The sequence below is a fragment of the Gelidibacter pelagius genome (genome assembly GCF_017581925.1).
GTDB classification, from domain to species: Bacteria; Bacteroidota; Bacteroidia; order Flavobacteriales; family Flavobacteriaceae; genus Gelidibacter; species Gelidibacter pelagius.
Window position 1 is genome coordinate 13,437 of sequence record NZ_JAGEVG010000026.1, and the last position, 24,862, is coordinate 38,298.

The 24,862-nt window shown below is 38.1% G+C and carries 14 protein-coding genes; 4 read left to right on the top strand and 10 right to left on the bottom strand.

Going from position 1 to position 24,862, the window contains the following annotated elements; genetic code table 11:
* Positions 1-32 precede the first annotated feature (32 nt).
* Positions 33-2,546 (bottom strand): translocation and assembly module lipoprotein TamL, encoded by a 2,514-nt coding sequence (tamL, locus tag J4051_RS17080; RefSeq protein ID WP_236027572.1) that lies wholly within the window; start codon positions 2,544-2,546, stop codon positions 33-35.
* Between the two features lie 150 nt (positions 2,547-2,696).
* On the opposite strand from tamL, the gene J4051_RS17085 reads away from it, so the two are divergent.
* Complete coding sequence (locus tag J4051_RS17085; protein WP_208235095.1) at positions 2,697-3,422, top strand: TrmH family RNA methyltransferase; 726 nt, start codon at positions 2,697-2,699, stop codon at positions 3,420-3,422.
* A gap of 675 nt (positions 3,423-4,097) precedes the next feature.
* Here J4051_RS17085 and porT read toward each other — a convergent pair.
* Positions 4,098-4,793 carry a type IX secretion/gliding motility protein PorT/SprT gene (porT, locus tag J4051_RS17090; protein ID WP_208235096.1) on the bottom strand — a complete coding sequence of 232 codons (696 nt, stop codon included), beginning with the start codon at positions 4,791-4,793 and terminating at the stop codon, positions 4,098-4,100.
* Positions 4,794-4,828: 35 nt separating this feature from the next.
* Positions 4,829-5,557 carry a bifunctional demethylmenaquinone methyltransferase/2-methoxy-6-polyprenyl-1,4-benzoquinol methylase UbiE gene (ubiE, locus tag J4051_RS17095; RefSeq protein ID WP_208235097.1) on the bottom strand — a complete coding sequence of 243 codons (729 nt, stop codon included), beginning with the start codon at positions 5,555-5,557 and terminating at the stop codon, positions 4,829-4,831.
* Between the two features lie 301 nt (positions 5,558-5,858).
* Between ubiE and trkA the strand changes: the two genes are divergently transcribed.
* Positions 5,859-7,208, top strand: coding sequence for a Trk system potassium transporter TrkA (gene trkA / locus J4051_RS17100; protein WP_208235098.1), 1,350 nt, complete (start codon positions 5,859-5,861; stop codon positions 7,206-7,208).
* Between the two features lie 88 nt (positions 7,209-7,296).
* Complete coding sequence (locus J4051_RS17105; RefSeq protein WP_208235099.1) at positions 7,297-8,790, top strand: TrkH family potassium uptake protein; 1,494 nt, start codon at positions 7,297-7,299, stop codon at positions 8,788-8,790.
* On the opposite strand, the gene J4051_RS17110 is transcribed toward J4051_RS17105, so the two are convergent.
* The 5 genes from J4051_RS17110 to J4051_RS17130 all read right to left on the bottom strand — a co-directional run bounded on the left by J4051_RS17110 (position 8,791) and on the right by J4051_RS17130 (position 20,216).
* Entirely contained in the window at positions 8,791-11,427 is a 2,637-nt protein-coding gene (locus J4051_RS17110; RefSeq protein WP_208235100.1) for a T9SS type B sorting domain-containing protein, read from the bottom strand.
* A gap of 781 nt (positions 11,428-12,208) precedes the next feature.
* Complete coding sequence (locus J4051_RS17115) at positions 12,209-13,744, bottom strand: RagB/SusD family nutrient uptake outer membrane protein (RefSeq protein WP_208235101.1); 1,536 nt, start codon at positions 13,742-13,744, stop codon at positions 12,209-12,211.
* Positions 13,745-13,755: 11 nt separating this feature from the next.
* On the bottom strand, positions 13,756-16,986 hold the full coding sequence (locus J4051_RS17120) for a SusC/RagA family TonB-linked outer membrane protein (RefSeq protein ID WP_208235102.1): 3,231 nt from the start codon (positions 16,984-16,986) through the stop codon (positions 13,756-13,758).
* A 930-nt stretch (positions 16,987-17,916) separates the two neighbouring features.
* Positions 17,917-19,101: a pyridoxal phosphate-dependent aminotransferase gene (locus tag J4051_RS17125; RefSeq protein WP_208235103.1), complete on the bottom strand. Its 1,185-nt coding sequence runs from the start codon at positions 19,099-19,101 to the stop codon at positions 17,917-17,919.
* A 14-nt stretch (positions 19,102-19,115) separates the two neighbouring features.
* A complete protein-coding gene (locus tag J4051_RS17130; RefSeq protein WP_208235104.1) occupies positions 19,116-20,216 on the bottom strand; it encodes a fatty acid desaturase family protein in 1,101 nt (366 codons plus the stop codon).
* Positions 20,217-20,361: 145 nt separating this feature from the next.
* Here J4051_RS17130 and rsmG point away from each other — a divergent pair, with 145 nt between their 5' ends.
* Positions 20,362-20,991, top strand: a complete 630-nt coding sequence (gene rsmG / locus J4051_RS17135; protein ID WP_208235105.1) for a 16S rRNA (guanine(527)-N(7))-methyltransferase RsmG — start codon at positions 20,362-20,364, stop codon at positions 20,989-20,991.
* A 41-nt stretch (positions 20,992-21,032) separates the two neighbouring features.
* Here rsmG and J4051_RS17140 read toward each other — a convergent pair whose 3' ends face one another.
* Both J4051_RS17140 and pruA read right to left on the bottom strand, forming a co-directional pair.
* Positions 21,033-22,697, bottom strand: a complete 1,665-nt coding sequence (locus tag J4051_RS17140; protein WP_208235106.1) for a T9SS type A sorting domain-containing protein — start codon at positions 22,695-22,697, stop codon at positions 21,033-21,035.
* 132 nt (positions 22,698-22,829) lie between these two features.
* Positions 22,830-24,455, bottom strand: a complete 1,626-nt coding sequence (pruA, locus tag J4051_RS17145; RefSeq protein WP_208235107.1) for an L-glutamate gamma-semialdehyde dehydrogenase — start codon at positions 24,453-24,455, stop codon at positions 22,830-22,832.
* Between the last annotated feature and the right edge of the window lie 407 nt (positions 24,456-24,862).

The window sequence follows — 24,862 nt, forward strand, 5'->3', positions numbered from 1 at the left end:
GTGATTCTTAAAAAGAATACCTAAACTTAGCCCTAAAAAGGGTAGTTAATACCAATATTGTAAACGGCATTTCCAAAGTTATAATCCTTAAACCATCGATTTCCTAAGTTGTAGGAGGGATCATAGGTTTTAAAGCCGACATCTAAACGAAGAACAAAAAAGCTAAAATCATATCGCAAACCAAACCCTGAACCCACCGCTATATCCTTTAGAGAGCTGAAGTTGTCAAAGGTTTGTTCGGGATCTGTAACATCATCAAACACGTTCCAAATATTTCCAGCATCCACAAAAAAGGCACCGTAAACCGATCCGAAAAGGTTAAAGCGTTGTTCTGCGCTAAAATGGAGCTTAAAGTTGGCTTCATTGAACTCATTGGTTGATTTGGTCCGTCCTGGGCCGAGATTGTACGCCGTCCAAGCACGATTGTCATTAGGTCCGCCACCAAAGAAACTTTTTGAAAATGGGATGTTGTCTGAATTACCGTAAGGCACGGCAATCCCGACATAGCTTCGAACCGCGAAAACACTCTTTTTTCCTAAATCCCAATATTTAACATAATCAACTTCTGCTTTGGAATATTGTGAATAAGCGACCCCGAAAATATCATAACGACCATTCGCATTTTTTTCTACCCCAGCTAATTTTGAAATACTGGCGAGAATATTTCCGGCGAATTCCACTCTAAATCGTATCGTTGAGAAATCATTATCAAAAATATTTTCCCTTCTTGTTTTGACATAGTTGAAACTTGAAGAAATGATGAGGTTGTTCTCTGTGAGTCGATCTTGACGTTGGGAGATGTTTCTAACGGTAGAAAGTTCGTTTTTAGAAAGGTTTAAACCAGAACCGGGATTTAGGGCATCGTCAATAAAAGCATCGGCACCACTTGGAATTATGAGGTTTCCGTTTTCGTCAAAGAAATCTTGATTTGTATTGTGGTCTTTAGCAATAGAATTCAGACTTTTATATGAATTTTGATACACCCCAAAATAATTATCCGAATTAAGGTTTTTTACGTATTGTGCGTTAAAGAGATCAAGTGTATTGGTCACTTTATTATTTGGGTACCAATTGTAGCTTAAGTTTCCCGTAAAGGTTTGCTTGTCCAAACCAATATTGCGCTGGCTTGTGGCGGCAGCACTAATCCTGGTACTTGGCGACATGTATTTTGGAATCACCTTGTCAGTGTTTAATGGGAAAAACAAACGTGGAATGGTAAGTTTGACCGTAGAGCCCACTTCAGTAATATCAAAAAATACATCATTCTTTCTTCCGGACTCTCTTGAAGAGCCAATAGCCGCAAGTCCCGAGACCTCCAATGTTTCGGCGCCCCTAAAAACATTCCTGATCAGTAGTCCACCACTAAATCCAAGCCCAATGGTTTGAATGTTGCTTTGTGAGACTTCAGTATTGAAATTCAGTCCGAATTTCTTCTTGGGAATTAAATAGATATTAGTGGTTAACGTGCTGTCTTGTTCGTTTTCCACATATTCAATATTTGGATATTTAAAAGTCTGTAATTCACTTAAATAACGATAGGTCCGGGTGCGATTGATATCTTTGAAGATATCCCCTTTCGTAATGAAAATAGCATCGGTTAAGGCTTTTGCCCTGTATTTGGATTTTCCGTAGCTATAAATATTAAAACCTTTATAATTTATGGTGTCTGTAGGCGTAAGGTTTATGTTTTGATAGGCGTCATCCGTAAAGATATTGACATCCTTGATGGTGTAGATCTTAAATGGTCTTACCTGAGTGGAATCGTCATATCTGATCATCCGATTTTGGATAATAAGATCGGTATTTACTTTTTTGTTGGTGCCAATGGTATCAATTTCAAAAGTAATATAATCTTGAGCGAAATGATATAGCCCTGAATTTCGCAATTCTGTTGTTAAACGCTCTCGCTCATTGGTTAGATTGGCTTCCTTGAATTGCTCTCCTTTGACGAGCAAGGAGTTCCTTTTTAAGGATTTGTAAAGCGTGTCTATAACCGGAGACGCTATTCTGGTCCTAATGGAATCCATGAAATAAGGGCTCCCAGTGGTTATATAATAGCTCATTTTTGCCCGTTGTGTGTCTATTGTGTCAATTTTGTAGGACGCATCAGCGTTAAACCAACCGTTTTTATAATAGTAAGTTTTAAGATTGGTTGCTGATTTTTGAGTCTTTAACGTATTGATAGTGACAGGCGGTTCCCCTGTCTTTTTTAGCCAAGTATTAAAGTTTTTTCTTGAGTTAATGAGTGCTTCATATTGTTTTAGGGAAATGAAATTTTTGAGACCGGTTTTCGGGTCTTCAGGATTTCTATATTTGGCGTTTAGGATAGAATCTATATTTGGTCTTGCCAGATTATAAATATGAAGTCTTATGGGTATTCCGAATAATGGAAACCTGCCATTTGGTTTTTGAAACAGTAAACTGTTGAGGGCGTCTGTGTTGTTCTTTTTATCGTTGACATAAACGGTATTGTCCATGAGCAAATGTTCATCTTTGCTAACACGTTTTACGGCATTACAAGACGCTAGCAATACGAATATTGCCATAATAAGTGATATTTTTGCTACCTTAACTTTCAAGAGGAAATTGACATAAGTATTGATGGGCTCAAATTTACTGTTTTTATGGGTGGTAAAACAAACATTACAAAAATCGTTGATAGGAATCCGTAACGTAACAAAAGTAAATAGATTTTGATGTTGACAAAGAATGAAATAAAATTAATTACAAGTTTAGGACAAAAGAAACAGCGATTAAAACATCGGCTATTTATCGTCGAAGGAAAAAAAACTGTGGATGAGTTTTTAAAGTCCCAGTTTAAGCTCCACCATATCTACGGCCTTAGTGACGATTATGATGGTGCTCCCGAAAAATTTAGTCGGATAACTGAAGCTGAACTCAAAAAAATTAGTGCTTTGACGACGCCCCAACAAGTTGTAGCTGTTTTTGAAATTCCGAATGCAGAAAAAGTAGCTACGGATAAATTGGTTCTCGCCTTGGATGCCGTACGTGATCCAGGAAATTTGGGGACTATAATCAGACTGTGCGACTGGTTTGGAATCGAGCATTTGGTATGTAGCGAGACCACGGTAGATTGCTACAACCCAAAGGTAGTTCAAGCTACCATGGGATCTTTGACACGGGTCAATGTCAGTTACCTGAACTTGGAAGCGTTTTTAAAAACATCAAAGGTTCAAAAGTTTGGAGCTTTTATGGACGGCAACAACATTTATGAAACTGCATTGCCAAAACAAGGTGTATTGATTATGGGCAATGAGGCTAACGGAATTTCTTCAGAAATTGAAGTTCTTATTGAGAATAGACTTGGCATTCCGCACTTTAGTAAACATCAAGAGACGGAAAGTTTGAACGTCGCAACAGCTACGGCTATTTTATTGAGTGAGTTTAAGAGGCGGACGTAGCGTAGGTATTAGGTATTAGGCATTAGGTATTAGGTATTAGGTATTAGGTATTAGGTGTTAGGTGAGTACAGAGTGGTGAGAGGTGAGTGGTGAGACGTGAGTTGGTGAGGCGTGAGAGGTGAGAGGTGAGTGGTGAGGCGTTGGTGAGGCGTGAGTGGTGAGTGGTGAGTGGTGAGAGGTGAGTGGTGAGACGTGAGTGGTGAGAATTAAGGAAATCCATTAATCTATATCAATTATTATTCTGCAAAATTCGCGAAATCTGTGGGAAACCATAAATCAGAAGTCTGGTCGAGTCAGTTGGTGACCTAAATAAAAGCTATTAAACAAAGGTAACACAAAGGGAGGCACACAGTTTCGCAAAGGTGATTATAAAAAGAGTTTTATCAATAATTCTCCGTGGATCTCCGTGTTAGCTCTGCGCAACTCTGAGTAATTGTTTCTCGCAGAGGCATAGGAGGCGCAGAGAGCAGGTGGGCCAGTGGCGTTTTAAGATAAAAGCTATTACCCAAAGGGTTGCGAAGTAGATGTGAAGTTGCTTGAAGAAGATTAATATAATTCATAATTCTGCGAAAATCTGCGAAATCTGCGAAATCTGCGGGGAAACTCGAAACAAGAAACTCGAAACCAGCCTGCCCGTCCGTTGCAAAGCGAAGGCGGGAAACTCGAAACCGGAATCTACTGAAACGTGAAATTTATAAAAACGCCACGTGTTTTCATGGATGCAATATTATCTGTCCATGGACTATTCGGTTCTCGATCTCTAACCAATTCATCATTAATGGCAAAAACACCTCTTATGGACGGCGTAAACTTAAACCACTCCAAGTAAAAGTCGATCCCAAAACCAACTTCATAAAAGAGCATGCTTTTTTTGGTTCGGAACTTTCCTGCGCTGTTGTCATCACCATCTTGGTTGCTGGACAAATTTAAGGCGGTTGAAAGACCTCCTACAATAAAAGGTTTAAAATTATTGATGCGTTTAGTGCTTGCTTTTAATAATAATGGAAAATGGATATAGGTGGAATTCACTTCTCGAAATAAATCAGAGGGATTAGTGGTGGCAAAATCATATTGTAGGTTTCTTTTGGAAATGTATAAACCCGGTTCAAGACGTAAATTGAAATAGTCGTTGATGCGTAAATCCCCAATTAGTCCAACGTTAAATCCGAGAGTTGTTTGCACCATGACATCTTTTAAATCCTCTTCGTATTCAAACTTAAAATCATAACTGTTAAAACCTAAAAAATAGCCCCAGGTCAAAAGGTCCTTATCAAAATTCTCTTGATTTTTAACTCTTTCTTTAGTGAATAATTGTGCTGATGCAGAATTGCAGATCAGTAAAAGTAGAATGATGATACCAGTTCTTTTCATTGTATTGAGGTTCTAGGTCAATTAATTTGGGATTATTACTTGGTTGCCGTATAAATGGTAGCCACGCCAAAGGTTTGAGGCAAATCCTTAACATTGTTAAACCCAATTTGTCTTAAAATATTGTTTAAGGCTTCACCATAAGGAAAAACAGATGCCGATTCGCTTAAATAAGAATAGGCTACTCGATCTTTTGAAAACACCTTTCCAATGGTTGGTAAAATATACTTTGAATAGAATTTGTAACCTTGCTTAAACGGTGTTTTGATTGGGACAGATGTTTCCAAAATCACAAAAGTTCCGTTGGGTTTTAAGACACGAAAAATCTCGGAAAGGCCTTTCTCTAAATCCTCAAAGTTCCGAACGCCGAAAGCGACGGTAATCGCATCAAAACTGTTGTCGTCAAAAGGGAGGTTTTCAGAATCGCCAAGCGTCATCTTTATCTTGTCGTTCAGTTTTTTCTCTGCAATTTTTTTCCGGCCTACTTCAAGCATGCCATCGCTTATGTCCAACCCGATAATTTCTTGTGCATCAGTTTGTGCGAGGTTTATGGCTAAGTCACCAGTTCCAGTGGCAATATCAAGAATGCGTTTGGGGTGGGTTTTTGCAATGATGTCCACTACTTTTTTACGCCATTTTATATCGATCCCAAAGGAAATCACGCGGTTTAGGCCATCATATTCCTTTGAGATAGTATCGAACATTTTGGTCACTTGTTCCTTCTTGTTCTCTTGACTATCCTTGTATGGTTTTACTTTTTCTGACATTGCAATATTTTTGGCAAAACTACATATTTTTTCATTGCCAATTTGTCAATATGAGTTGAAAAGCTGAAAAATGTTAATGATTCTGAATGATGTAAGGTGGTGCTAAATAGATTATTCCCACCCGTGGGTTTTAATAGCCAAGACATGTCTCGATTGAAAAGATAAAATCTTATATCTCTCGAGGGCCTGCCCCGAGATTCTTGATTTTTTAATTCATCGAATACCATTATATACTTTCTAAATTAAATAGGAAACTTTTAAATATCTTATATTTGTAGCTCTTTTTGAACAGATGTATTAAATGAAAATAATCATTTCAGGTGCTGGTGAAGTCGGATTTCATTTGGCAAAATTATTATCCTATGAATCCCAAGAAATCACTTTAATCGACACAAAAAAGGAAAGTTTGGTCTATGCCATTGACCATTTGGATATTCGAGTGATTAAAGGTGACGCCACTTCCATTGCCGTCTTAAAAGATGCCCGAGTTGAAAACTCAGACTTGTTTATCGCAGTAACTTCTTCAGAAACTACCAATATTACCGCATGTGTGCTGGCGAAACAACTTGGAGCCAGACGAACCATTGCAAGAATTTCTAATACAGAATTTATTGATCAGAAAGATGAGGTTGGTTTTTCAAAATTTGGGATTGACGAGCTAATTTCGCCGGAGTCTTTAGCTGCCGCGGAGATAGAACTGCTTTTAAATCAATATGGTTTTGATGACGGCTATGAATTTGAGCAAGGGGCTTTGACCATGTTGAGCTTAAGATTGTCCAAAACTGCAGCCTTTGTGGGGAAAACGGTTCAGCAAGCAGCAGAGGTATTTCCTCAGCTTCATTTTGTACCTATCGCCATTCAACGTTTTGGAACGCAATACACGATTATTCCTCGTGGAGATACTGAGTTTAAGGAAGGTGATAAGGTGATTTTTGTAACCTCAAAAGGAGGGAGCGAGGAATTGTTCAAGCTTTCAGGAAAAATGCGGTTGGATGTTAAGAATGTGATGATTCTTGGCGGTAGTAAGATTGGTCATAAAACGGCCAAAGATTTATGTATGGCCAACTTCAACGTCAAGTTGGTTGAAAGTGATAAGGATGTTGCTTTTGAATTGGCTGACGATATGCCTAAGGTGTTAATCATAAATGGTGATGGGCGGAACGCGGACCTTTTGGAGGAGGAAAACATTGGTAATATGGATGCTTTTATTGCAGTCACGGGGAATTCGGAAACCAACATCATGTCCTGTTTGGTGGCCAAATCAAAAGGCGTTAAAAAAACCATTGCTTTAGTAGAAAATATGGATTATTATCAGATTTCTGAATCTATTGGAATTGATACTTTAATTAATAAAAAGCTCTTAGCTGCCAATAATATTTTCAGATATATCCGTAAAGGTGAGGTGGTGGCAATGACCAAACTCAATAATATGAATGCTGAATTATTAGAGTTTGTAGTTAAAAACCGATCTAAGGTCACAGAGAAAATTATAAAAGATATAGAATTTCCCCGTTCAGCCATTATTGGCGGCGTCATAAGACATGGCAAAGGGATTATCCCGTTGGGAGATTTTAGAGTACAGGGCGGAGATAGAGTGGTGGTTTGCTGTCTGCCAAAGGCGATCACCGAAGTTGAGAAACTATTCTTTTAATAAGATTTAATGTTCTAAAATAACGATGAATGATCAGAAGCAGCGGAGAAAACAGCTTTTGAATCTTCATGAGTTGGCGTGAAAAGATATGAAAATCAACTACGAAATCATCTTTTATTTTTTTGGATTGTTATTGTTATTCAATGGCGGGTTTATGCTATTGGCAACTTTAATCAGTCTTATTTATGATGATGGCGTTACTTTAAATCTTTTTCTTTCTGGAATTGCGGTCGTATTGTTTGGAATTATTTTGATGGTGTCTACCAAAAAGCACAGCAAGGAAATGAACAAGCGAGAAGGCTATATGGTGGTCACCTTCGGATGGGTTGTCATGGCTATTTCTGGTGCCTTGCCTTATATGGTCACGGAGGTCATTCCGAGTTTTACAAGTGCTTTTTTTGAGACCATGTCCGGATATACCACTACTGGTGCTACTATCATAAATGATATTGAGGCGGTGCCAAAAGGGATTTTGTTTTGGAGAAGTACAACCCATTGGATCGGGGGGATGGGTATTATTGTTTTGGCTATAGCCATCCTGCCCTTGTTGGGCATTGGCGGAATGCAGTTGTTTGCCGCAGAAGCTCCAGGGCCAAGTGCAGATAAATTGCACCCGCGCATCACGGATACAGCAAAGCGTTTATGGTTAATTTACTTTGGCTACACCGTTGCAGAAACGGTGTTGTTAAAAGCCGCTGGAATGTCCTTTTTTGATGCTATAAATCACGCCATGAGTACGTTGTCCACAGGGGGTTTTTCTACAAAAAATGCGAGTGTTGCCTATTGGAATGATAAGCCTCTTATTCAATATATAATCATCACCTTTATGTTCTTGGCAGGAACAAATTTTGTGTTGAGCTATTATGCCTTCAAAGGAAAGATTCAAAAAGCTTTGAGAGATGAAGAGTTGCATTGGTATTTCAGATTTATTGCGTCTTTTACGATTATCGCAGCATTGATCATCTATTTTAGAGCAGATTTGTCGTTATCTACACTTGACCATCCTATGGTTTGGGGTGAGGCTGAAAGTGCTTTCAGACATGCATTATTTCAGGTAGTGACCGTCATTACCACCACAGGATTTATTACTGCCGATTATACCTTATGGACACCATTCTTGATGGTCTTGTTTTTTGGGATTATGTTTCTGGGGGGTTCGGCTGGAAGTACATCAGGAGGTGTAAAAGTGATGCGTCATCTGATATTGATTAAAAATGGATTTTTAGAATTCAAGCGGGCTATACATCCGAATGCTGTTTTGCCAGTACGCTATAATACAAAAGCCATAACAGGGGTTGTCGTTTATAATATTTTAGGATTTTTTATTTTATATATGATTTCCTTCATAGTGGGCGCTTTGGTGTTTTCAATGTTTGAGATTGACTTTAAATCGGCTATTGGATTATCGGCCTCTAGTTTAGGTAATATTGGTCCAGCCTTAGGGGCTTTTGGTCCAGTAAACAACTATGCCGCACTACCACCATTAGCGCAGTGGTGGGCTTCTTTTTTAATGCTCATTGGTCGTTTGGAGCTGTTTACTGTATTGATTTTATTGACGCCTTTCTTTTGGAGAAATAGATAATTATAAGATAAGACTGAAATGACCACTTTGTGTGGTGGCTTTGTTTTCGAGATCGACTAAAGTCGCTGTAAACCAATAATCTGTGGACCTTAAAACTTCACCTTTGAAGGTCCCATCCCATCCCAAATCATTGTTTTTCAAATCCATGGAGTGCAAAAGTTTGCCGTACCTGTCATAAATTTCAATGTGGGCTGAACTATAATAATCAGATGAAATGCCATGAATCTTCCATATATCATTATAACCATCATTATTAGGGGTAAAATACTTTGGGAATCCTATAAACGAAACTTCAGTTTTAATTGGGGGTTCACAATTATTCACGTCCCTAACATATATGGTATGAATTCCTGGTTGGATATTAAAAAAGGTATAAGAGGTGCTTTGCCCATAAAAATAGGTGTTATCCAATGAAAATTCATAGAGACTATCGCCAATAATTGAGGCTGAAATTTCATAATCTCCGGCAGTTACTTCATCAAAAACTGGAGGGGTGATATCATTAACGACGAACTCCTCTGTTCGCGAGCAAATCATCCCATTTTGCCTTTTGTAAACCGTTACCGAGTAATTTCCAATTTCTGTAAGTTGGAATATCCGATTCGTGGAGATGATGTTCCCAGTGGCGTCCTTCCATTCCCATCGATCGTTCGAGGTGTTCCCATCCAAACTGATAACAGATTGTAAGCATGGATCACAAATAGTATAAGTTTTTATAATATCTAAAGATAATTCTGGATTTACGAACAAGTCTATGCTCCCAATTCCATTGCACCCTAATTCTGGATTATCAATCCTTACCCAAATGGTCGTAGTTGCAGTGCTATGATAAAGTTGAAGTGGATCAGTTTTGGTTTCAGCATCTAAAAACGTGGCATAGAATGTTAGAATTGATGTTTTGTCAATACTAAATTGAGTTCTAATTTCATTTTCTTTTGTATCCAAATCAAAAGTGGCCTCGCCATTATCAGGAATTTTGTCTGAATCTTCGCAAGCGTAAATAGGGCTAATGTTTGGCAATTCAATATGGATGGTCTCGATAAAGAAATTACTAATAGTTTCACATCCTTCTGGACTAATGATTTTTACGAAGAGCTCCTGTGGATTGCTGAGGTTTTCATAGACTTCAGGGTTTTCTATGGTCAGATCATTTTCTAAATCAGTAGCAGTTTCGTAAAAAATTAGTTCATAATCAGGATTTGGGTTGTTTGTCTTTTCGTTAATGGTGTTCAGGTTAAAAAAAGAAAAGCCGTCATTGTCCAAATCACATTGCAGCAATCTTTCATTGGCATTTATGGAAGGTAGTTCATAGGCTTCAACCGTTTTGTAAAGATCTGTTTGAGCATTGTTTATAGTGATGGTGGCTTTCACCACGTACTCTCCAGCCGTATTGTATTGATGGGTTGGCTCCAAGAGTGTGGAGGTGTTGCCGTCACCAAAGTCCCATAAAACAGCCTCAACAGGCGCGTACGTGTCCATTGAAAACTCGAATGGTATGTTGACGCATACATTCTCAGTGATAATCCTATTTCTGAAATACGATTGTATGAAATTTGGCAAACCTTTGTTCGATTGACCAGTCTCCAGCCCTAATGCTAAGGGTTGAAATCCACTGTCACCTTCAAAGTTTTCAGCTTCCGTAATGACTCCAATTCGGTTTGAGGAGGTTAAGGGATTGTCTTGCTCAAAATTTGCCACGTAAATATTTCCGTTTCTGGCCAATTGCAAGCTTCCAAATTCATAAGTTCTGGAATAAGCAACTGTTAATGTTTGATTGACTCCTGTAGTACTCTCTATGATATGTTTCCTTAAAAAACTAGTGTTATAAAGATCTTTGACCGTAAAATATATAACTTTTGAATCTTGTGAAAATTCTATGCCATAGGGCATATAATCTCCGAAACCTGGAATAGAATTTATAATAGAGTGGTGATTTAATGTGACATTGTCATTGTCAAAATTGTATATCTGGATATAATTGGAACCATAATCAGCAATGGCAAGGTATTGTCCATTCGGTGAAATTTTCATTGCGCCAGCTGCAGAGATCGTCCGTCTTTGTGTGGAAACAATAGGTCGTCTGGACACGCCATTCTCTGTAACGTTAAATATTATAAAGTCTTGATTTGGAGCACTAGTGATACCTGAAAGGTTGCCAAAAGCTATAACTCTTATGGTATTGCTTTCTGAATGGTGTATTGCCGTTAAACGTTCCGTTACAGAAATTGCAATCCTGAAGTTTTTTACAACAACAGTGCCTAATGGGTGTTGGGCTGAGAATTGGACCTCTGAATAAAATAATCCATTGAGTAGTGTTGGTGATGTTGTTGTTCTGTTTTGCCGTGTTGCAAAGATGTAATAGGTATTTGGGTCATTTGGTTTTGGGATAATAATTGAAGATTGGGTGCTGCTAATTTCGCCGGCCAAGTCAGTGCCATTGTCCATGACCTCATGATTCTGATTCCAAACAGTTTGACCATTGGTATAAAATCGTAATTGTCCGTTGCTGTCTGATATGGTTGCGCAACCAGCTGGTGTTGCCATGGCGCCATCCGTTAAGACAGCTAAGGAGCTATTGCTAAAATTAAGTCCAGCGTGATCCCCAAAATACCAATTATTGGTTTCGTTTTGGCTCATGGACATTGTGCCACATAACAATAGAAGAATTAAGCTAACAAGTTTGCTAATCGGAGTATGCTTAATGTGATTTGGCAACGAGTTGTACAACAAAATGCGACTTAAATATTTTAAAGTTAAAGATGCTAAAGTTAGGTAAAATTAAAGAATGTTTTAGGGTGATTATGGAGTGAGTCACTTTACAAGAATGTCCTTGAAAGTTCTTTCTCTTTCTTTGGTATTAGAAAATCTACATGACAGAATGAACTACAACAAAAAAGCTCGTGGTAGCAGACATTCAGGGAAAGCAATGTTTCAAAGCTCTATGATTGGGAGATTTTCATTGTGCATGCTGCATTATTGGTAGTTTCGATGAAGGGTCAAATAAAAGTCGAGTTGAATTTGACCATTGCCCGATGGATATTAGGCTATGGTTCTTTAGTCAAGGACTTTACGAGCCTGTGCAAATTCCCTGAGGAGAGAAGGAGCTGATTTTTCCGAACTTTATCGTGTCATAAGGATCCTCAAAGGCTGGCTCCTGGAGATGCATCATCACATTCGGGGTTGTGGATCCGTATGGCTATAGGTTCAATTGCAGCTTCATAAACAAGGGCATATTTGACAACCTTATGTTTCGAATGGTAAAGGTCTCGGCATGTTTAAAACAAAAAAATTAGCAAAGAAACCCCTAAGGCAATAATTAAAAAAGGAGTTAAGAAAATGATTTCTTAACTCCTTTTTAAAATTGTTATTCTTGATTGTGAATAACTGTAACGTTACTTAGAACTTAACGGATTATGGATTAATCAATCAAATCATTATTGTCAGTTTCTCTTTGTGGCGTTTTCCAGGTCCATTTATTTTTTTCGCTCGGGCCAATTGTTACTGCTAGAGATGGCAAGTAGTTCCCTCCATCCGCTACACCATTTCTTTCTATAGGATCATTCCAGCGTTTATAGTCAAACCAGTCAAAACCTTCGCCCCATAATTCTATAGCACGGTATTTTTTTATCTCTGCTAACAAATCATTTCCTGTAGCAGTAACCGTATAGTTTGGATCTCTACCAGAGCCCGCAGTCAATTCTTCTAGCAGCTCAGCAATTTTTGGATCTTGAGAATTTATAAAATATCGTGCTTCTGCTTCTATTAAGTACATCTCTGATGAGCGGAAGTGATTTAGATTTCCTACCCCTGGCATATCATTTGCATCAACTTTAAATTGCATATGTGCAAATACAGTGGCGTTACTTTGAAGTGCTGGATAGCGCGTGCGAGCATTGCTAATTAAGTCAGCACCAGCGGCTCCAGTTGCAGTGTTATAGGAAAAGCCTTCTGGGTTAAGAAATAAGTCTTTACGAATATCCGTATCTGGTATTTGATCATATAATTCTTTGCTTATACGTTTTGGGTAAGTTCTAACTGCGCTCGCTGAAGAGTTATAGGCGATATATGCAAAATAAGAATAGAAATATAATGTTTCATCCAAAGCACCATAGCTACTCCAAATCCATTCCCTGTTTGGATTAGAAAAGCCAGCTTTATAATCTGACACACTCATTAATGCATGATTAGCTCTAGCAGCTTCGGCATGAGACATGGCATTTGGATAATCTGCTCTCGTTATTGCTGCACGGGCATAAACTGCATGAGCAACACTCTTGTCGATTTCAAAATTGGTGCCTGCAGGTCGGGTATAACCTGAAGTGTCAAATAATGAGATTGCACTATTTAAATCTTCATAAATCTGAGTATATACATCTCCTAAGGAAGCAAGAGGCATAGGGTCATTTGTAGGTTCTAAACGAAGAACAAGAGCTTTAGTTGAGCCATTATTTGAATCGCTCCAACGATTACCGTAGATCTGAGATAACATTGTATAGCTGTAAGCTCTATAGGTAAGTGCTTGTGCTTTTATATAATCTCTCTCACTTTGAGGGCCAGCAGCACCATCTATATTGTGAATTATTTCATTGGCATTCGCAATTAACTTATAGTAATAATGCCATGGATAGTAGTTGTATATGCTCGTAACATTCTCATGAAAATCACTATTGATTATTGAAGCCCAACCTGGAAGTGCCACAACAAAATGATTGCCAGGGTAATTGCCATAGTACATTTTTATTGTTCCTTCCCCATTAAAACCTTGAGAGCCTAAATGTTGGTTTGTCATGATTCTCGCTATCCCGTTGATGGCGAGTTTTGCATTTGCTGTCGATTCGAAGACCGTTTCAACTCCAGTGGAGTCAGTTGGTGCAGTCTCAAGGTAATCACTACTACATGATGTTAATAGCAATACTCCTGATAAGGTGATATATTTTAATATATTAAGTTTCATAAATGTATATTTTATAGTCCAACATTAACTCCAAAAGTGAATATTCTCGGGGTAACAAAAGCGTTCACGCTACTTCCTGCGAAGGATTGTTGAGGGTTCATGCCTTTGAGTTTTGTAAAGGTTGCTAAATTTTCTACTCCTAAAGAAAAATTCATTGATTTCAAACTCATTCTATCTACAATTTGTCTTGATAGTTTATAGTTCAAATTGATGTTTTTGACAACTAAATAAGAACCATCTTGTAAAAATCTATCAGAAGTAGCATTATTATATGAGCTTCTTGAAAAGTCAACTACTGGTGTCCCATTAGGGTTAATTCTATTTGGAGAGGTGTTTGTCATACCTTCTGGTACACCATCCCATGATTTAAGAATATCAGCATGCAACGCACTTGGTGCGCCAGATATAGCCATTAAAGAGGAATAGGAACTATCATAAGTCTTGCCTCCTAAGCTATATGTAAACACTCCACTTAATGTAAAGTTATTCCATCCTATTTCAGTATTGAAACTTCCATACACCTTCGGTATAGCACTACCAGACCAATCTCTCTTACCATAGGTTGTGTTAGTGGTATAGTATTGTCCATTAATCTCTGTTAAAAAGGCAGCAGGAATTAATTCGGCATCTGGATTAGATCCATTTACGTTGTAAGTCTCTGAATCAGGTTCGTAAAGTGCGTTTCCTGTCATTTGGTCTACCCCGACAAACTGATACGTATAGAAATCATAGATACTACGACCTTCCATGCGTTTGTAATTGCCACTAATCAATCCATTCTCACGATTCTCCTCTGGTAATCTCACAATTTTATTTTTCATGAAAGTTGCATTTGCACCTACTTTCCAACGCCAATCTTGGTTACGGATTACATCTACATCTAAGGTAAGTTCCAAACCACTATTAGAGATTGTTCCAATATTTTTGGTAATGGTAGATGTTGCTGATCCCGTGGACGTAGAGCCTGAAGAGAGCGGCAGGTTAATATCAAACAATAAGTTGTCTGAGCGTTTGTCAAAATACTCAATTGTAAAGTTTAATCTATCAAATGCACGACCTTCTAATGCAGCGCCAATTGAGGAAGAAGTTTCCCACATTAAATCTTCCGCTCCATTTTGTTCTTTGTAAAGTGCGGCTAAATTTGAGTTTTGTGCGATGGTATATAGTGCATGATAAGCATAATTTCCTGCGCCCATATCGCTACCAACCTGACCATAGGAAGCTCTGAATTTAAGATTATCAATAGACTCTACGTTAAAGAAATCTTCTTTAGATATAATCCAGCTACCACCAACAGACCAAAAGTTACCCCAGCGCTTTTGCTTAGAGAATTTTGAAGAACCATCACGTCTAAATGAAGCTTCTCCGAAATACTTATGTTTAAAGTTATATTTAGCCCTACTAAAATAACCTTCTGTAGTATAGGTTACTCCGTAATCATATAAGTTGGTAATTTCTGTGAAGTTTATTAAATCCTCTTTTCCAGCAAAAGTCTCGGTAGTTTTATAACCATATAAATAGTTATAGTTGTCATAGAAATTTTCATGGCCAAAGATTGCTTCAACATTATGATCGCCAAAACTTCGGTTCCAATTCAATATTTGCTGTGCGGTGTAGTTTTTATATCTATAAATAGATCTTGAGGCTCTACCGCCATTTCCGGCACCGTCGCCAATAATAGCATTATTGTAGCTTTGATTCTCAGAGTTTCGTACGTTTAAGTCGCCACGAATTGTAAAAGTAAAGTCATTTAAAAAATTAAAATCAGCAAATACCTGTCCATGGAGTGTGTTTCTAAAAGAACGTTGACTGTTCAATTCATTCTCCCAAACCGTATGTCTACCAACATATTGACCTCTTGTTGTTTCTCCACCATCATATCGTCTGTTTCCTTCATCATCTAAAACATACTCGCCTGTCAGTGGATCGTGCAAATGCACAGGGTATATTGGTGCAATGTTTCTAGCGTACATAAATGGGTTTACAAATGATGCTGAGCTGCCAGTCGTAGCGGAAAGAGAGCTTGACTTTTGATGAGATCCATCTATGCTTAAACCATAGCGCAACCAATCATTTGCTCTATAATCAGCATTCATTCTCGCAGTAAAACGATTGAAGTCCGATTTTTTTATGTAGCCATTTTCACTTAAGTATCCCGCAGAATAATATACACCGCCTTTATCGTTAGAATTTCTTGCGTTAACATTATATTCTTGACGATATCCAACGCGTTCAATGCCATCATACCAATTTAGGTCATCGGCATAGCCCGGAAGTATTTGAGCGTTTGGATTTAATTTCCCATCAGCAGTATAGAGCTGATTATTAGGGACATTGTAGATGTTTAGCTTTAAGCTTTCATCAAAAAGATTGCCCGAAGCTAAAGCATTAGCTTCTGCGATTGTTAAGGTTGGTCTATCTGTCAAAAGTGCATTTCTATAGCCTTTCCACATTGTTTCCATAAAATCATTTGGGCCTATTCGATCATACTCAGCGATTCCACGATTAAAGAAACCTTGCTTTACAGATAAATTCATGCTCCCTTCTCCTTTTCCGCTTTTGGTTTGGATCATTACCACCCCGTTGGAGGCACGGTTACCATAAAGTGTTGAAGCAGAAGCATCTTTTAAAACAGAGATACTTTCGATATCGGATGGGTTTATGTCCGATAAATTGCCTCCAAAAGGTACACCATCAACAACGATTAGAGGGGAATTACTTCCATTGATTGTTGTAAAACCACGGATACGAATGGATACGCCATCGCCTGGCTGTCCAGAAGTGTTGTTAACTTGTATCCCTGCTGCCGAGCCTTCTAAAGCGGCTGCGGCGTTACTAACAGGTCTTATTGCTATTGCATCAGAATTAACCGATGTAATAGAGCCAGTAATAGATTCTTTACTAGCTGTTCCATAAGCAACCACCACTACTTCATCTAAAATTGAAGCATCTTCCGCCATGGTCACATCTATAGTGTTTGATGCTCCCACGGTCATTTCTTGAGATGTTAATCCTAGATAAGTGAATGAAATAATATCACCCGCTTTTGCATTAATAGAATACTTACCGTCAAAATCGGTTTGTGTTCCCGTGGTTGTTCCTTTGACCAAAACGTTAACTCCGGCCAATGGTACACCAGATTCATCAGAAACTGTTCCTGATATGGATTTTTGTTGCGCAAATGTTATCTGCGCAACCAACACTAAACAGAGTGTTAGAATTAAACTGAATTTTGTTTTCATTTATAGAATAGTTAGAATTAAGCCGACAAATGAAATGAATTATTATATATAAAACAATAGTGAATGTTAAATATTTATAAATATGATAATAAAAGCGTTAATTATTCTTAACATCCGCAATTTTATGCATCTATAATGATATGTAAAATATTGACAATAAGGCACTTGTCATTATTTATGAATTAAAATTTAACATAATTTTGAAAATGTTAATTGTTCTATACTTGGTATGTTGAAGGGGTCCAATTGTATGTAAATAAGGTATGTGAGTTGAATTTTGAAAGTTCTTGCTTTTTGGATTGCTTTACGTTTTTTAGTTAATTAGTAGTTATATCTCATTATTCGCAATTGTGTTATTTCTATGTTTTTATAATAATTTTCATGGATAATAGATTAAGAATGTACGATTGTATAGGTAGGAAACGTGATATTGAAGATTAGGTTTTTTATATATTGAGGATAATTGTTTGCAAATAATATCACAATAATATTAAGTTTTGGTCTTGATTTTCAATAATCATCATTCATTATCATTGACTGGAAGTGGTGGATGTTCTTAAACGGAATTTGAAAGTGCTCCATAAACAAAATGGTCCTGAGAATATTGGGAGATTAGGGTCAAGGTAAAAAAGGGGGAGTAGATCCTTTTCGAGGCTTATGGATTTGGGTTTTAAGGTTTAATCCCTTGAGTTTCTGCTTTGATATAAAAATTTCATCATGAATACATCGGCAAAGGATATTTGCTTAAATCTTAAAACGAGGCTCGAAATAAGTATGGCGTGGTATCTTGTTTTTGAATGAAGAAGTTGTTTGGGTTGTTGGCAAGGACAATTTGGTGATCTAAAACGACCTATTTGATACTTATGATATAACAAAAAAAAGCCACTAACTAAAGTGGCCTTTTATGATTTATGATATTTGTAGAGCGTGCTAACTAACTGCCGCTTTAATCCTGGCCATAGCTTCTTTAATCTGTTCTTGCGAAGCGGCATAAGAAAGCCTGATGCATTCTGGATTACCAAAAGCACCACCGTCAACCGTGGCTACAAGTGCTTCTTCAAGTAAATATAATGAGAAATCAGCAGCGTCATTAATAGTTTTTCCTCTTAATGTCTTCCCGAAATAATAAGATATATTTGGGAACACGTAAAATGCACCTTCAGGGATATTGGTTTGAAAGCCTTCAATGTCTTTGAGCAGATCGAGAACCAAATCACGACGAATTTTAAATTCGTCAATCATGAATTGAACTCTTGATGGCGATTCTTCCAAGGCGGTAATAACAGCACGTTGGGCAATACAATTAGCGCCACTGGTTATTTGTCCTTGCATTTTGTTGCAGGCACGTGCGATTTTTTCAGGGCCTCCAATATAGCCAATACGCCATCCGGTCATGGCAAACGCTTTTGAAACGCCGTTAATGGTCACTGTTCGGTCGTACATGTCTTCGAACTGCGCCATACTCGCATGTTTGCCTTCAAAATTGATGTGCTCATAAATTTCGTCAGAAACAACAATGATGTTTGGATGTTTTTGGAGTACATCTGCAAGTCCGCGCAGTTCTTCTTGACTATATACAGAGCCGCTCGGGTTGCACGGAGAACTGTACCAAAGCATTTTTGTCTTAGGTGTAATGGCAGCCTCCAATTGCTCGGGTGTCATTTTGAAGTCAGTCGCAATTGTTGTTGGCACTTCAACAGGAATCCCGTCATTAAGTTTTACCAAATCGGCGTAGCTCACCCAATATGGACAAGGTATGATCACCTCGTCACCTTTGTTGATGATGACCGCCGCAAGATTGGCAAGCGATTGTTTGGCGCCAGTGGACACTACAATTTGACTTCGATTATAGGTTAAGCCATTATCACGTTTAAACTTTTTGATGATGGCATCTTTGAGCTCTACATAGCCGTCCACGGGAGTGTAAGAGCTGTAGTTGTCATTGATGGCTTGTATGGCAGCCTCTTTAATATAGTCTGGTGTGTTGAAATCTGGTTCGCCTAAGCTTAAACCAATGATGTCTTTTCCTTCTGCTCTTAATTCTCTGGCTTTAGCGGCCATTTCTAAAGTGGCAGAGGTAGACATGTTTAAAATTCTATCTGAAAGTAAGTTCATTTAAAAATAATAGATTAAGCTTGTAATGCTGGTTTTAAGCCCATTTCTTTTAAATGTCTGAAATGTGCTATAATTGCTTTGCGCGTAGTTTCGTACTCTTTGTACGGAAGATTAAATTCTAATGCAGTCTCTTTGACTATTTTGGAAATTTTAGAATAGTGAACGTGACTGATGTGCGGAAAAATATGGTGTTCTACTTGATGGTTTAATCCACCAGTAAACCAGTTTACAATTTTATTGTTGGTTCCAAAATTGACCGTAGTCAATAATTGATGGATGGCCCAAGTGTTTTTCATAGTGCCATTTTCTGCTGGCAGTGGCATTTCAGCATCTTCCATGACGTGCGCAAGTTGAAACACAACACTTAAAATAAGCCCAGCCACATAGTGCATGACAAAAAATCCAAGCAATACTTTCCACCAAGCAATGTCCGTTAATACCAAAGGCAGAACAATCCAAATGGAAACATAAATTATTTTTGAAATTACCAATTTGCTCCATTCCGTTGCTGGATTAGGGAATTTACCATAAGATAATTTACGCTTCATATAGCGTTTCATCTGAAGGAAATCAGTGGTAATGGCCCAGTTTATAGTCAATAAACCATAAAGCAATACGGAGTAATAATGTTGAAATTTATGATGTTTATGCCATTTGGCATGCTTTGAAAAACGTAAGATTCTCCCAGCTTCCAAATCTTCATCATGTCCGTGAATGTTGGTGTAGGTATGATGGAGTACATTATGTTGTACCTTCCAATTGTAAACGTTTCCAGCCAAAATGTAAATACTACTTCCCATTAAACGGTTGATCCATTCTTTGTTTGAAAACGCACCGTGATTGCCATCATGCATCACATTCATGCCAACTCCAGCCATTCCAATACCCATAACTATGGTTAACAGTAACATTGACCAACCTGGTAAGTCAAGAGTAAGGATTAAAAAATATGGGGTTAAAAACAAGGTAAACATCACCACCGTTTTCACCCAGATCTTCCAGTTTCCAGTTCTCCTTATATTGTTGTCCTTGAAGTAATCATTGACGCGTTTATTGAGTGTTCTGAAAAATTTTGTGGAGTCATTTCTAGAAAAGGATAGGGTTTGTTGTGTCATGGCATTATATTTTACTATGATAACGTCAAAAATCACGCCACCATATTAATTGTGCAAAGATAATCAATTAATGTTTTGTTCGTGATACGAATTTGGTAAATATATCTGTGTAAAAATGATTAATTTTGCTGGAAATTTAAAAATAATGCAACTTATACAAAATTATTTTCCAGATTTATCTGAAATTCAACTCCAGCAGTTTGAGCAGTTGGAAGCGCTTTATAAAGATTGGAACCTTAAAATAAACGTGGTGTCACGTAGGGATATTGACGAATTATATTTACGCCATGTACTTCATTCTTTGGCTATTGCAAAGTTGATTTCATTTAAGCCGGGATCTCAAGTGATGGACGTTGGTACAGGTGGTGGTTTCCCTGGGATACCTTTGGCCATTATGTTTCCAGAAACTAATTTTCATTTGGTAGATAGTATTGCCAAAAAACTAAAAGTTGTCAATGAGGTTGTTGATGGCTTGGAATTGACCAATGTAAAAACCTCCCACAGCAGAGTGGAAGATGTAAGTGGTACTTATGATTTTATTGTGAGTAGAGCTGTGGCTGCAATGCCAACTTTTGTACATTGGGTAAAAGGAAAAGTGGCCAAAAAGCAAAAACATGAGCTTAAAAATGGCATCATTTATTTAAAAGGTGGCGATTTAGCAGAAGAACTGCAGGACTTTCCAAAGGCTACGGTGTATGAGCTTTCTGATTTTTACAAGGAAGCGTTTTTTGAAACAAAGAAATTGGTGCATTTGCCCCTAAAATATAAAGGCTGAATTAAAATTCAGCCTTTGGTTTTTAATAAGTGATTAAGGAATTATTTTACAAGAAGCTTTGTGTTGAAAATAAAGCCATTCTCGGTTTGAATATTCAGTAAATATAAACCCGACTCCAAGTTGAAAGGAATTGTTGTGCTTTTAGAAAGTGAAGTACGTGTATTCAAAACCAATTTACCGGTCAGGTCAATAATTGAAATTCTTGCATTTGCAATATCGGTACTACTCAGTAAAGTCATAGAATTATAAACTGGGTTTTGTTGCAGTTTGATTTTATGAGTATTTAAGAAATCTGTGGTTCCAAGCGTGCCTTGAAGGATTTCGGTCACTACAAACGCTACGTTGCCATCAGTTAAGGTGACGTGGGGTTCATTATCTGTTGGGATATAGGTATTGGCGAAAGGCGAATCGTTGATGTCTGGATTTGCATACCAATTGGGCTGGTTGACTATTGCCAGTCCGCTTAAGGTTGGAATAAAACTAAAATACTGAGCGTTCAAATTGCTGAAAAAATCTGTAATTAAAGGGTTTGACCCATCATCAAAAGAAAATAAATCAAATTGACCTCCGGGTGCGCTGTCCAAGCCATCTGAAGTTGCAGGTGATTGCGCGGATGCGTCAAATTGAAGTAAGCTTGTCCATGGGCCAAAAGGGAGTAATCTTATCTGTCCTGTAAAATTTGAGACGTCAATTGTTTCATTGGCAACTGGTGCAAAATTTGAAACTATCTGGGCTTGTGAATAAAATGTTATTCCTGCAATTTGTACTGTTCCAGTATTAAAGGTGTGGTTGATGAGCTCCATCCCTGGAGTGCCTGTCATTTGTCCAACACCGCTACCGTTGGTAATGGCGACATTTCTTGCGTTCTGAGGAAAGCCCATAGCGTCGAGTTCAGTTTGAAATGCATCTCTAAAATCTGGAGCGCCTTTAGGTGTATGGACGGAAGCATCTTGATTGACGCCATTGGCATTTACATGGCCTAAATAATGATCAATCAGCATTTGTTTAGCTGCAGGACTATTCAATAGGCCGTTTACCAATGGTTCGGCTTCGGTTATCCCGGGTGCACCATTGACCATATAGTTAAAGAGGTACTGCATGCCAATTGGCACGTTGGCGCCTCTGTGTGGAACGTCAAAAGAGATGTGCAATCGTGTGTCATGATCCATGGTGTTTTGTTCCATATATCGCAGAGCATATCTGGAGATGAGTCCACCCATACTTGGGCCGATCACTACGTTTTGTTCAGAACCCACTTTCATACTGTTAACGGTATTTATAAGTTCTATCAATGTAAAGGCGTTGCGTTGTATGTAATCGGCACCTCCCATAAGCATCGTGCCATCTGTAGGACTTTGGTAGCTGGCTTCAAAATTAAGAACCACTAAGTCATATCCTTCGTCTCTAATTAAATCACCCAAATTCAATCCGGAATTACCGTAATTTAATAGGGCGTACACCGCTGGGATGTCTCTCGAATCGTTGGGGTCAAAACCATCAATCAGGAAAATGGGTTTGTCCAGCACACCATCAACATTGTCATAATAGATTTTATACTGGGCAGAACCCAATAGAGGAGTAGTTTCATCATGTCCTTGATAAGGAATGGTCGCGTCAACAGTCATAACAGCGCTTTCACTGCCGGGAGTTTGGGCAAATAAGAAAGCACTGGACAATAATAGTAGTAGTAAGTAGTTTTTTTTCATTTGAGATTTGTTTTATAGTTGACTTAAAGATACAAAGTTTTGACTTTCTGGGCTTAAGTAGAAGAACTTTTATCCAAACGAAAAAAAAATCCCCAAACGATTGTTTGAGGATTTAAGTTGAATATAAAATGATTATCCTAAAAATGGATAGCGGTAATCTGTTGGTGTGACAAACGTTTCTTTAACCAATCTCGGAGAGATCCAACGTAAAAGGTTTTGTAAACTACCAGCTTTGTCATTGGTTCCGGATGCTCTTGCACCACCAAAAGGTTGTTGGCCAACTACGGCGCCCGTTGGTTTGTCATTGATATAGAAGTTTCCGGCCGAATTTTGAAGGGCTTTGGTTGCTTCATCTATCGCGTATCTATCCGTTGCAATAATAGCGCCCGTTAAAGCGTATTCACTGGTCTCATCCACTAATTTTAAGGTTTTGCTGAAATCTTTGTCCTCGTAAACATAAATAGTCATCACAGGGCCAAATAGTTCTGTGCACATCGTTGAATATTTCGGATCGGTGGTTTCTATAACTGTTGGTTCAATAAAATAACCTTTGCTCTTATCGTAATTTCCACCTGCAATAATTGTAGCGTTCTTGTCTTTTTTGGCTTGGTCAATATAGCTTGCCAATTTATCAAAGGAACCTTCATGGATTACTGCGGTAACAAAATTGCTCATGTCTTCAGGAGATCCCATTTTTACCGTTTTTAGATCTTCAATAACATACTTCTTGACATCGCTCCAAATGCTTTTTGCAATATAGCCTCTGGAAGCTGCGCTACATTTTTGACCTTGGAATTCAAATGCACCCCTAACAATTGCTGTGGCTACTTGTCTGGCATCGGCAGTTTTATGGGCAACGATAAAGTCTTTCCCTCCAGTTTCTCCTACGATTCGTGGATAGGTTTTATAATTTGCAATATTGTTTCCAATTTTTTTCCATAAGCTCTGAAAAACGGGGGTTGATCCTGTATAGTGTAATCCAGAAAAATCAGGACTGGCCATAAGCGTGTCGGTGATCATAGCAGCATCACCAAAAACAACATTGATAACCCCAGCAGGAACTCCAGCTTCTTCAAAGACATCCATGATTACTTTTGCAGAATATACTTGATGGTTACTTGGTTTCCAAATGACCACATTCCCCATTAAAGCCATACATGATGGCAAGTTGCCTGCAATAGCGGTGAAGTTAAACGGCGTTACGGCGTAAGTAAAGCCTTCTAAAGGTCTGTATTCAACCCTGTTCCATGCATCACTTGTACTTTGTGGTTGATCATGGTATATTTCAGTCATAAACTGAACGTTAAATCTCAAGAAATCAATCAGCTCACACGCCGAATCAATTTCAGCTTGATGGATTGTTTTTGACTGCGCAATCATGGTTGCTGCATTGATTTTGGCTCTGTATGGTCCAGCAAGCAATTCGGCAGCTTTTAGAAAAATGCCTGCGCGATGTTCCCATGGCATTTGAGACCATGACTTTCTCGCTTCAAGTGCTGTCGCAATGGCATCCTCAACATGATTTTTATCGGCCAAATGATAGGTTCCAACCACATGCTTATGATCATGGGGCGGGGACATGGTTTTGGTGTTTTTAGTTGTGACATATTTACCATTGATATAAAGAGGCACATCAACTTTACTTCTGTACATTTTCGAATATTCCGCTATCACTGCCTCACGTTCTGGAGATCCTGGAGCGTAAGTTTTGACAGGTTCATTGACGGCAACCGGTACCTTGAAAAATCCTTTTCCCATGATTATTTTAATTTTGAATGTTTAAAAATTTAAGATGCGAAGATACGAAATTTTGAATCCTTTTTCATGTGATTATGTCCTAAAACCACGTTAAATGTCAGGTCTTTTTTTTGTAAAACCTTATCGGTCAATCGTAGTTGAGTGGCAGAGGAAGTAGATGTTGGGTTTTTAGAAGCATTTTGACTGTCTGAGGATCAAGAATCCAATTTTAATTCTTGGTTGAATTAAATAGAGAATTTTTGGGAAAAGGGAAGCATATTGATTTAAAGAACAGCTTTTGATGCTTCTAGTAAACTGATTAAAGAATATGATATGGAAGTAAATCTGCTCAGGAGGTCCTGGGCCATTATAATTTTATAGGTATAAGTAAAATGAAAACACGAGCGATGGTGATGATAAATAGATCC

Excerpts from the sequence above, each read along its gene's own strand:
- J4051_RS17085 (WP_208235095.1), top strand. The coding sequence starts at position 2,697 with ATGTTGACAAAGAATGAAATAAAATTAATTACAAGTTTAGGACAAAAG.
- tamL (WP_236027572.1), bottom strand. The coding sequence starts at position 2,546 with ATGGCAATATTCGTATTGCTAGCGTCTTGTAATGCCGTAAAACGTGTT.
- J4051_RS17120 (WP_208235102.1), bottom strand. The coding sequence starts at position 16,986 with ATGAAAACAAAATTCAGTTTAATTCTAACACTCTGTTTAGTGTTGGTT.
- rsmG (WP_208235105.1), top strand. The coding sequence starts at position 20,362 with ATGCAACTTATACAAAATTATTTTCCAGATTTATCTGAAATTCAACTC.
- J4051_RS17130 (WP_208235104.1), bottom strand. The coding sequence starts at position 20,216 with ATGACACAACAAACCCTATCCTTTTCTAGAAATGACTCCACAAAATTT.
- J4051_RS17125 (WP_208235103.1), bottom strand. The coding sequence starts at position 19,101 with ATGAACTTACTTTCAGATAGAATTTTAAACATGTCTACCTCTGCCACT.
- pruA (WP_208235107.1), bottom strand. The coding sequence starts at position 24,455 with ATGGGAAAAGGATTTTTCAAGGTACCGGTTGCCGTCAATGAACCTGTC.
- trkA (WP_208235098.1), top strand. The coding sequence starts at position 5,859 with ATGAAAATAATCATTTCAGGTGCTGGTGAAGTCGGATTTCATTTGGCA.
- porT (WP_208235096.1), bottom strand. The coding sequence starts at position 4,793 with ATGAAAAGAACTGGTATCATCATTCTACTTTTACTGATCTGCAATTCT.
- J4051_RS17140 (WP_208235106.1), bottom strand. The coding sequence starts at position 22,697 with ATGAAAAAAAACTACTTACTACTACTATTATTGTCCAGTGCTTTCTTA.
- ubiE (WP_208235097.1), bottom strand. The coding sequence starts at position 5,557 with ATGTCAGAAAAAGTAAAACCATACAAGGATAGTCAAGAGAACAAGAAG.
- J4051_RS17110 (WP_208235100.1), bottom strand. The coding sequence starts at position 11,427 with ATGAGCCAAAACGAAACCAATAATTGGTATTTTGGGGATCACGCTGGA.
- J4051_RS17115 (WP_208235101.1), bottom strand. The coding sequence starts at position 13,744 with ATGAAACTTAATATATTAAAATATATCACCTTATCAGGAGTATTGCTA.
- J4051_RS17105 (WP_208235099.1), top strand. The coding sequence starts at position 7,297 with ATGAAAATCAACTACGAAATCATCTTTTATTTTTTTGGATTGTTATTG.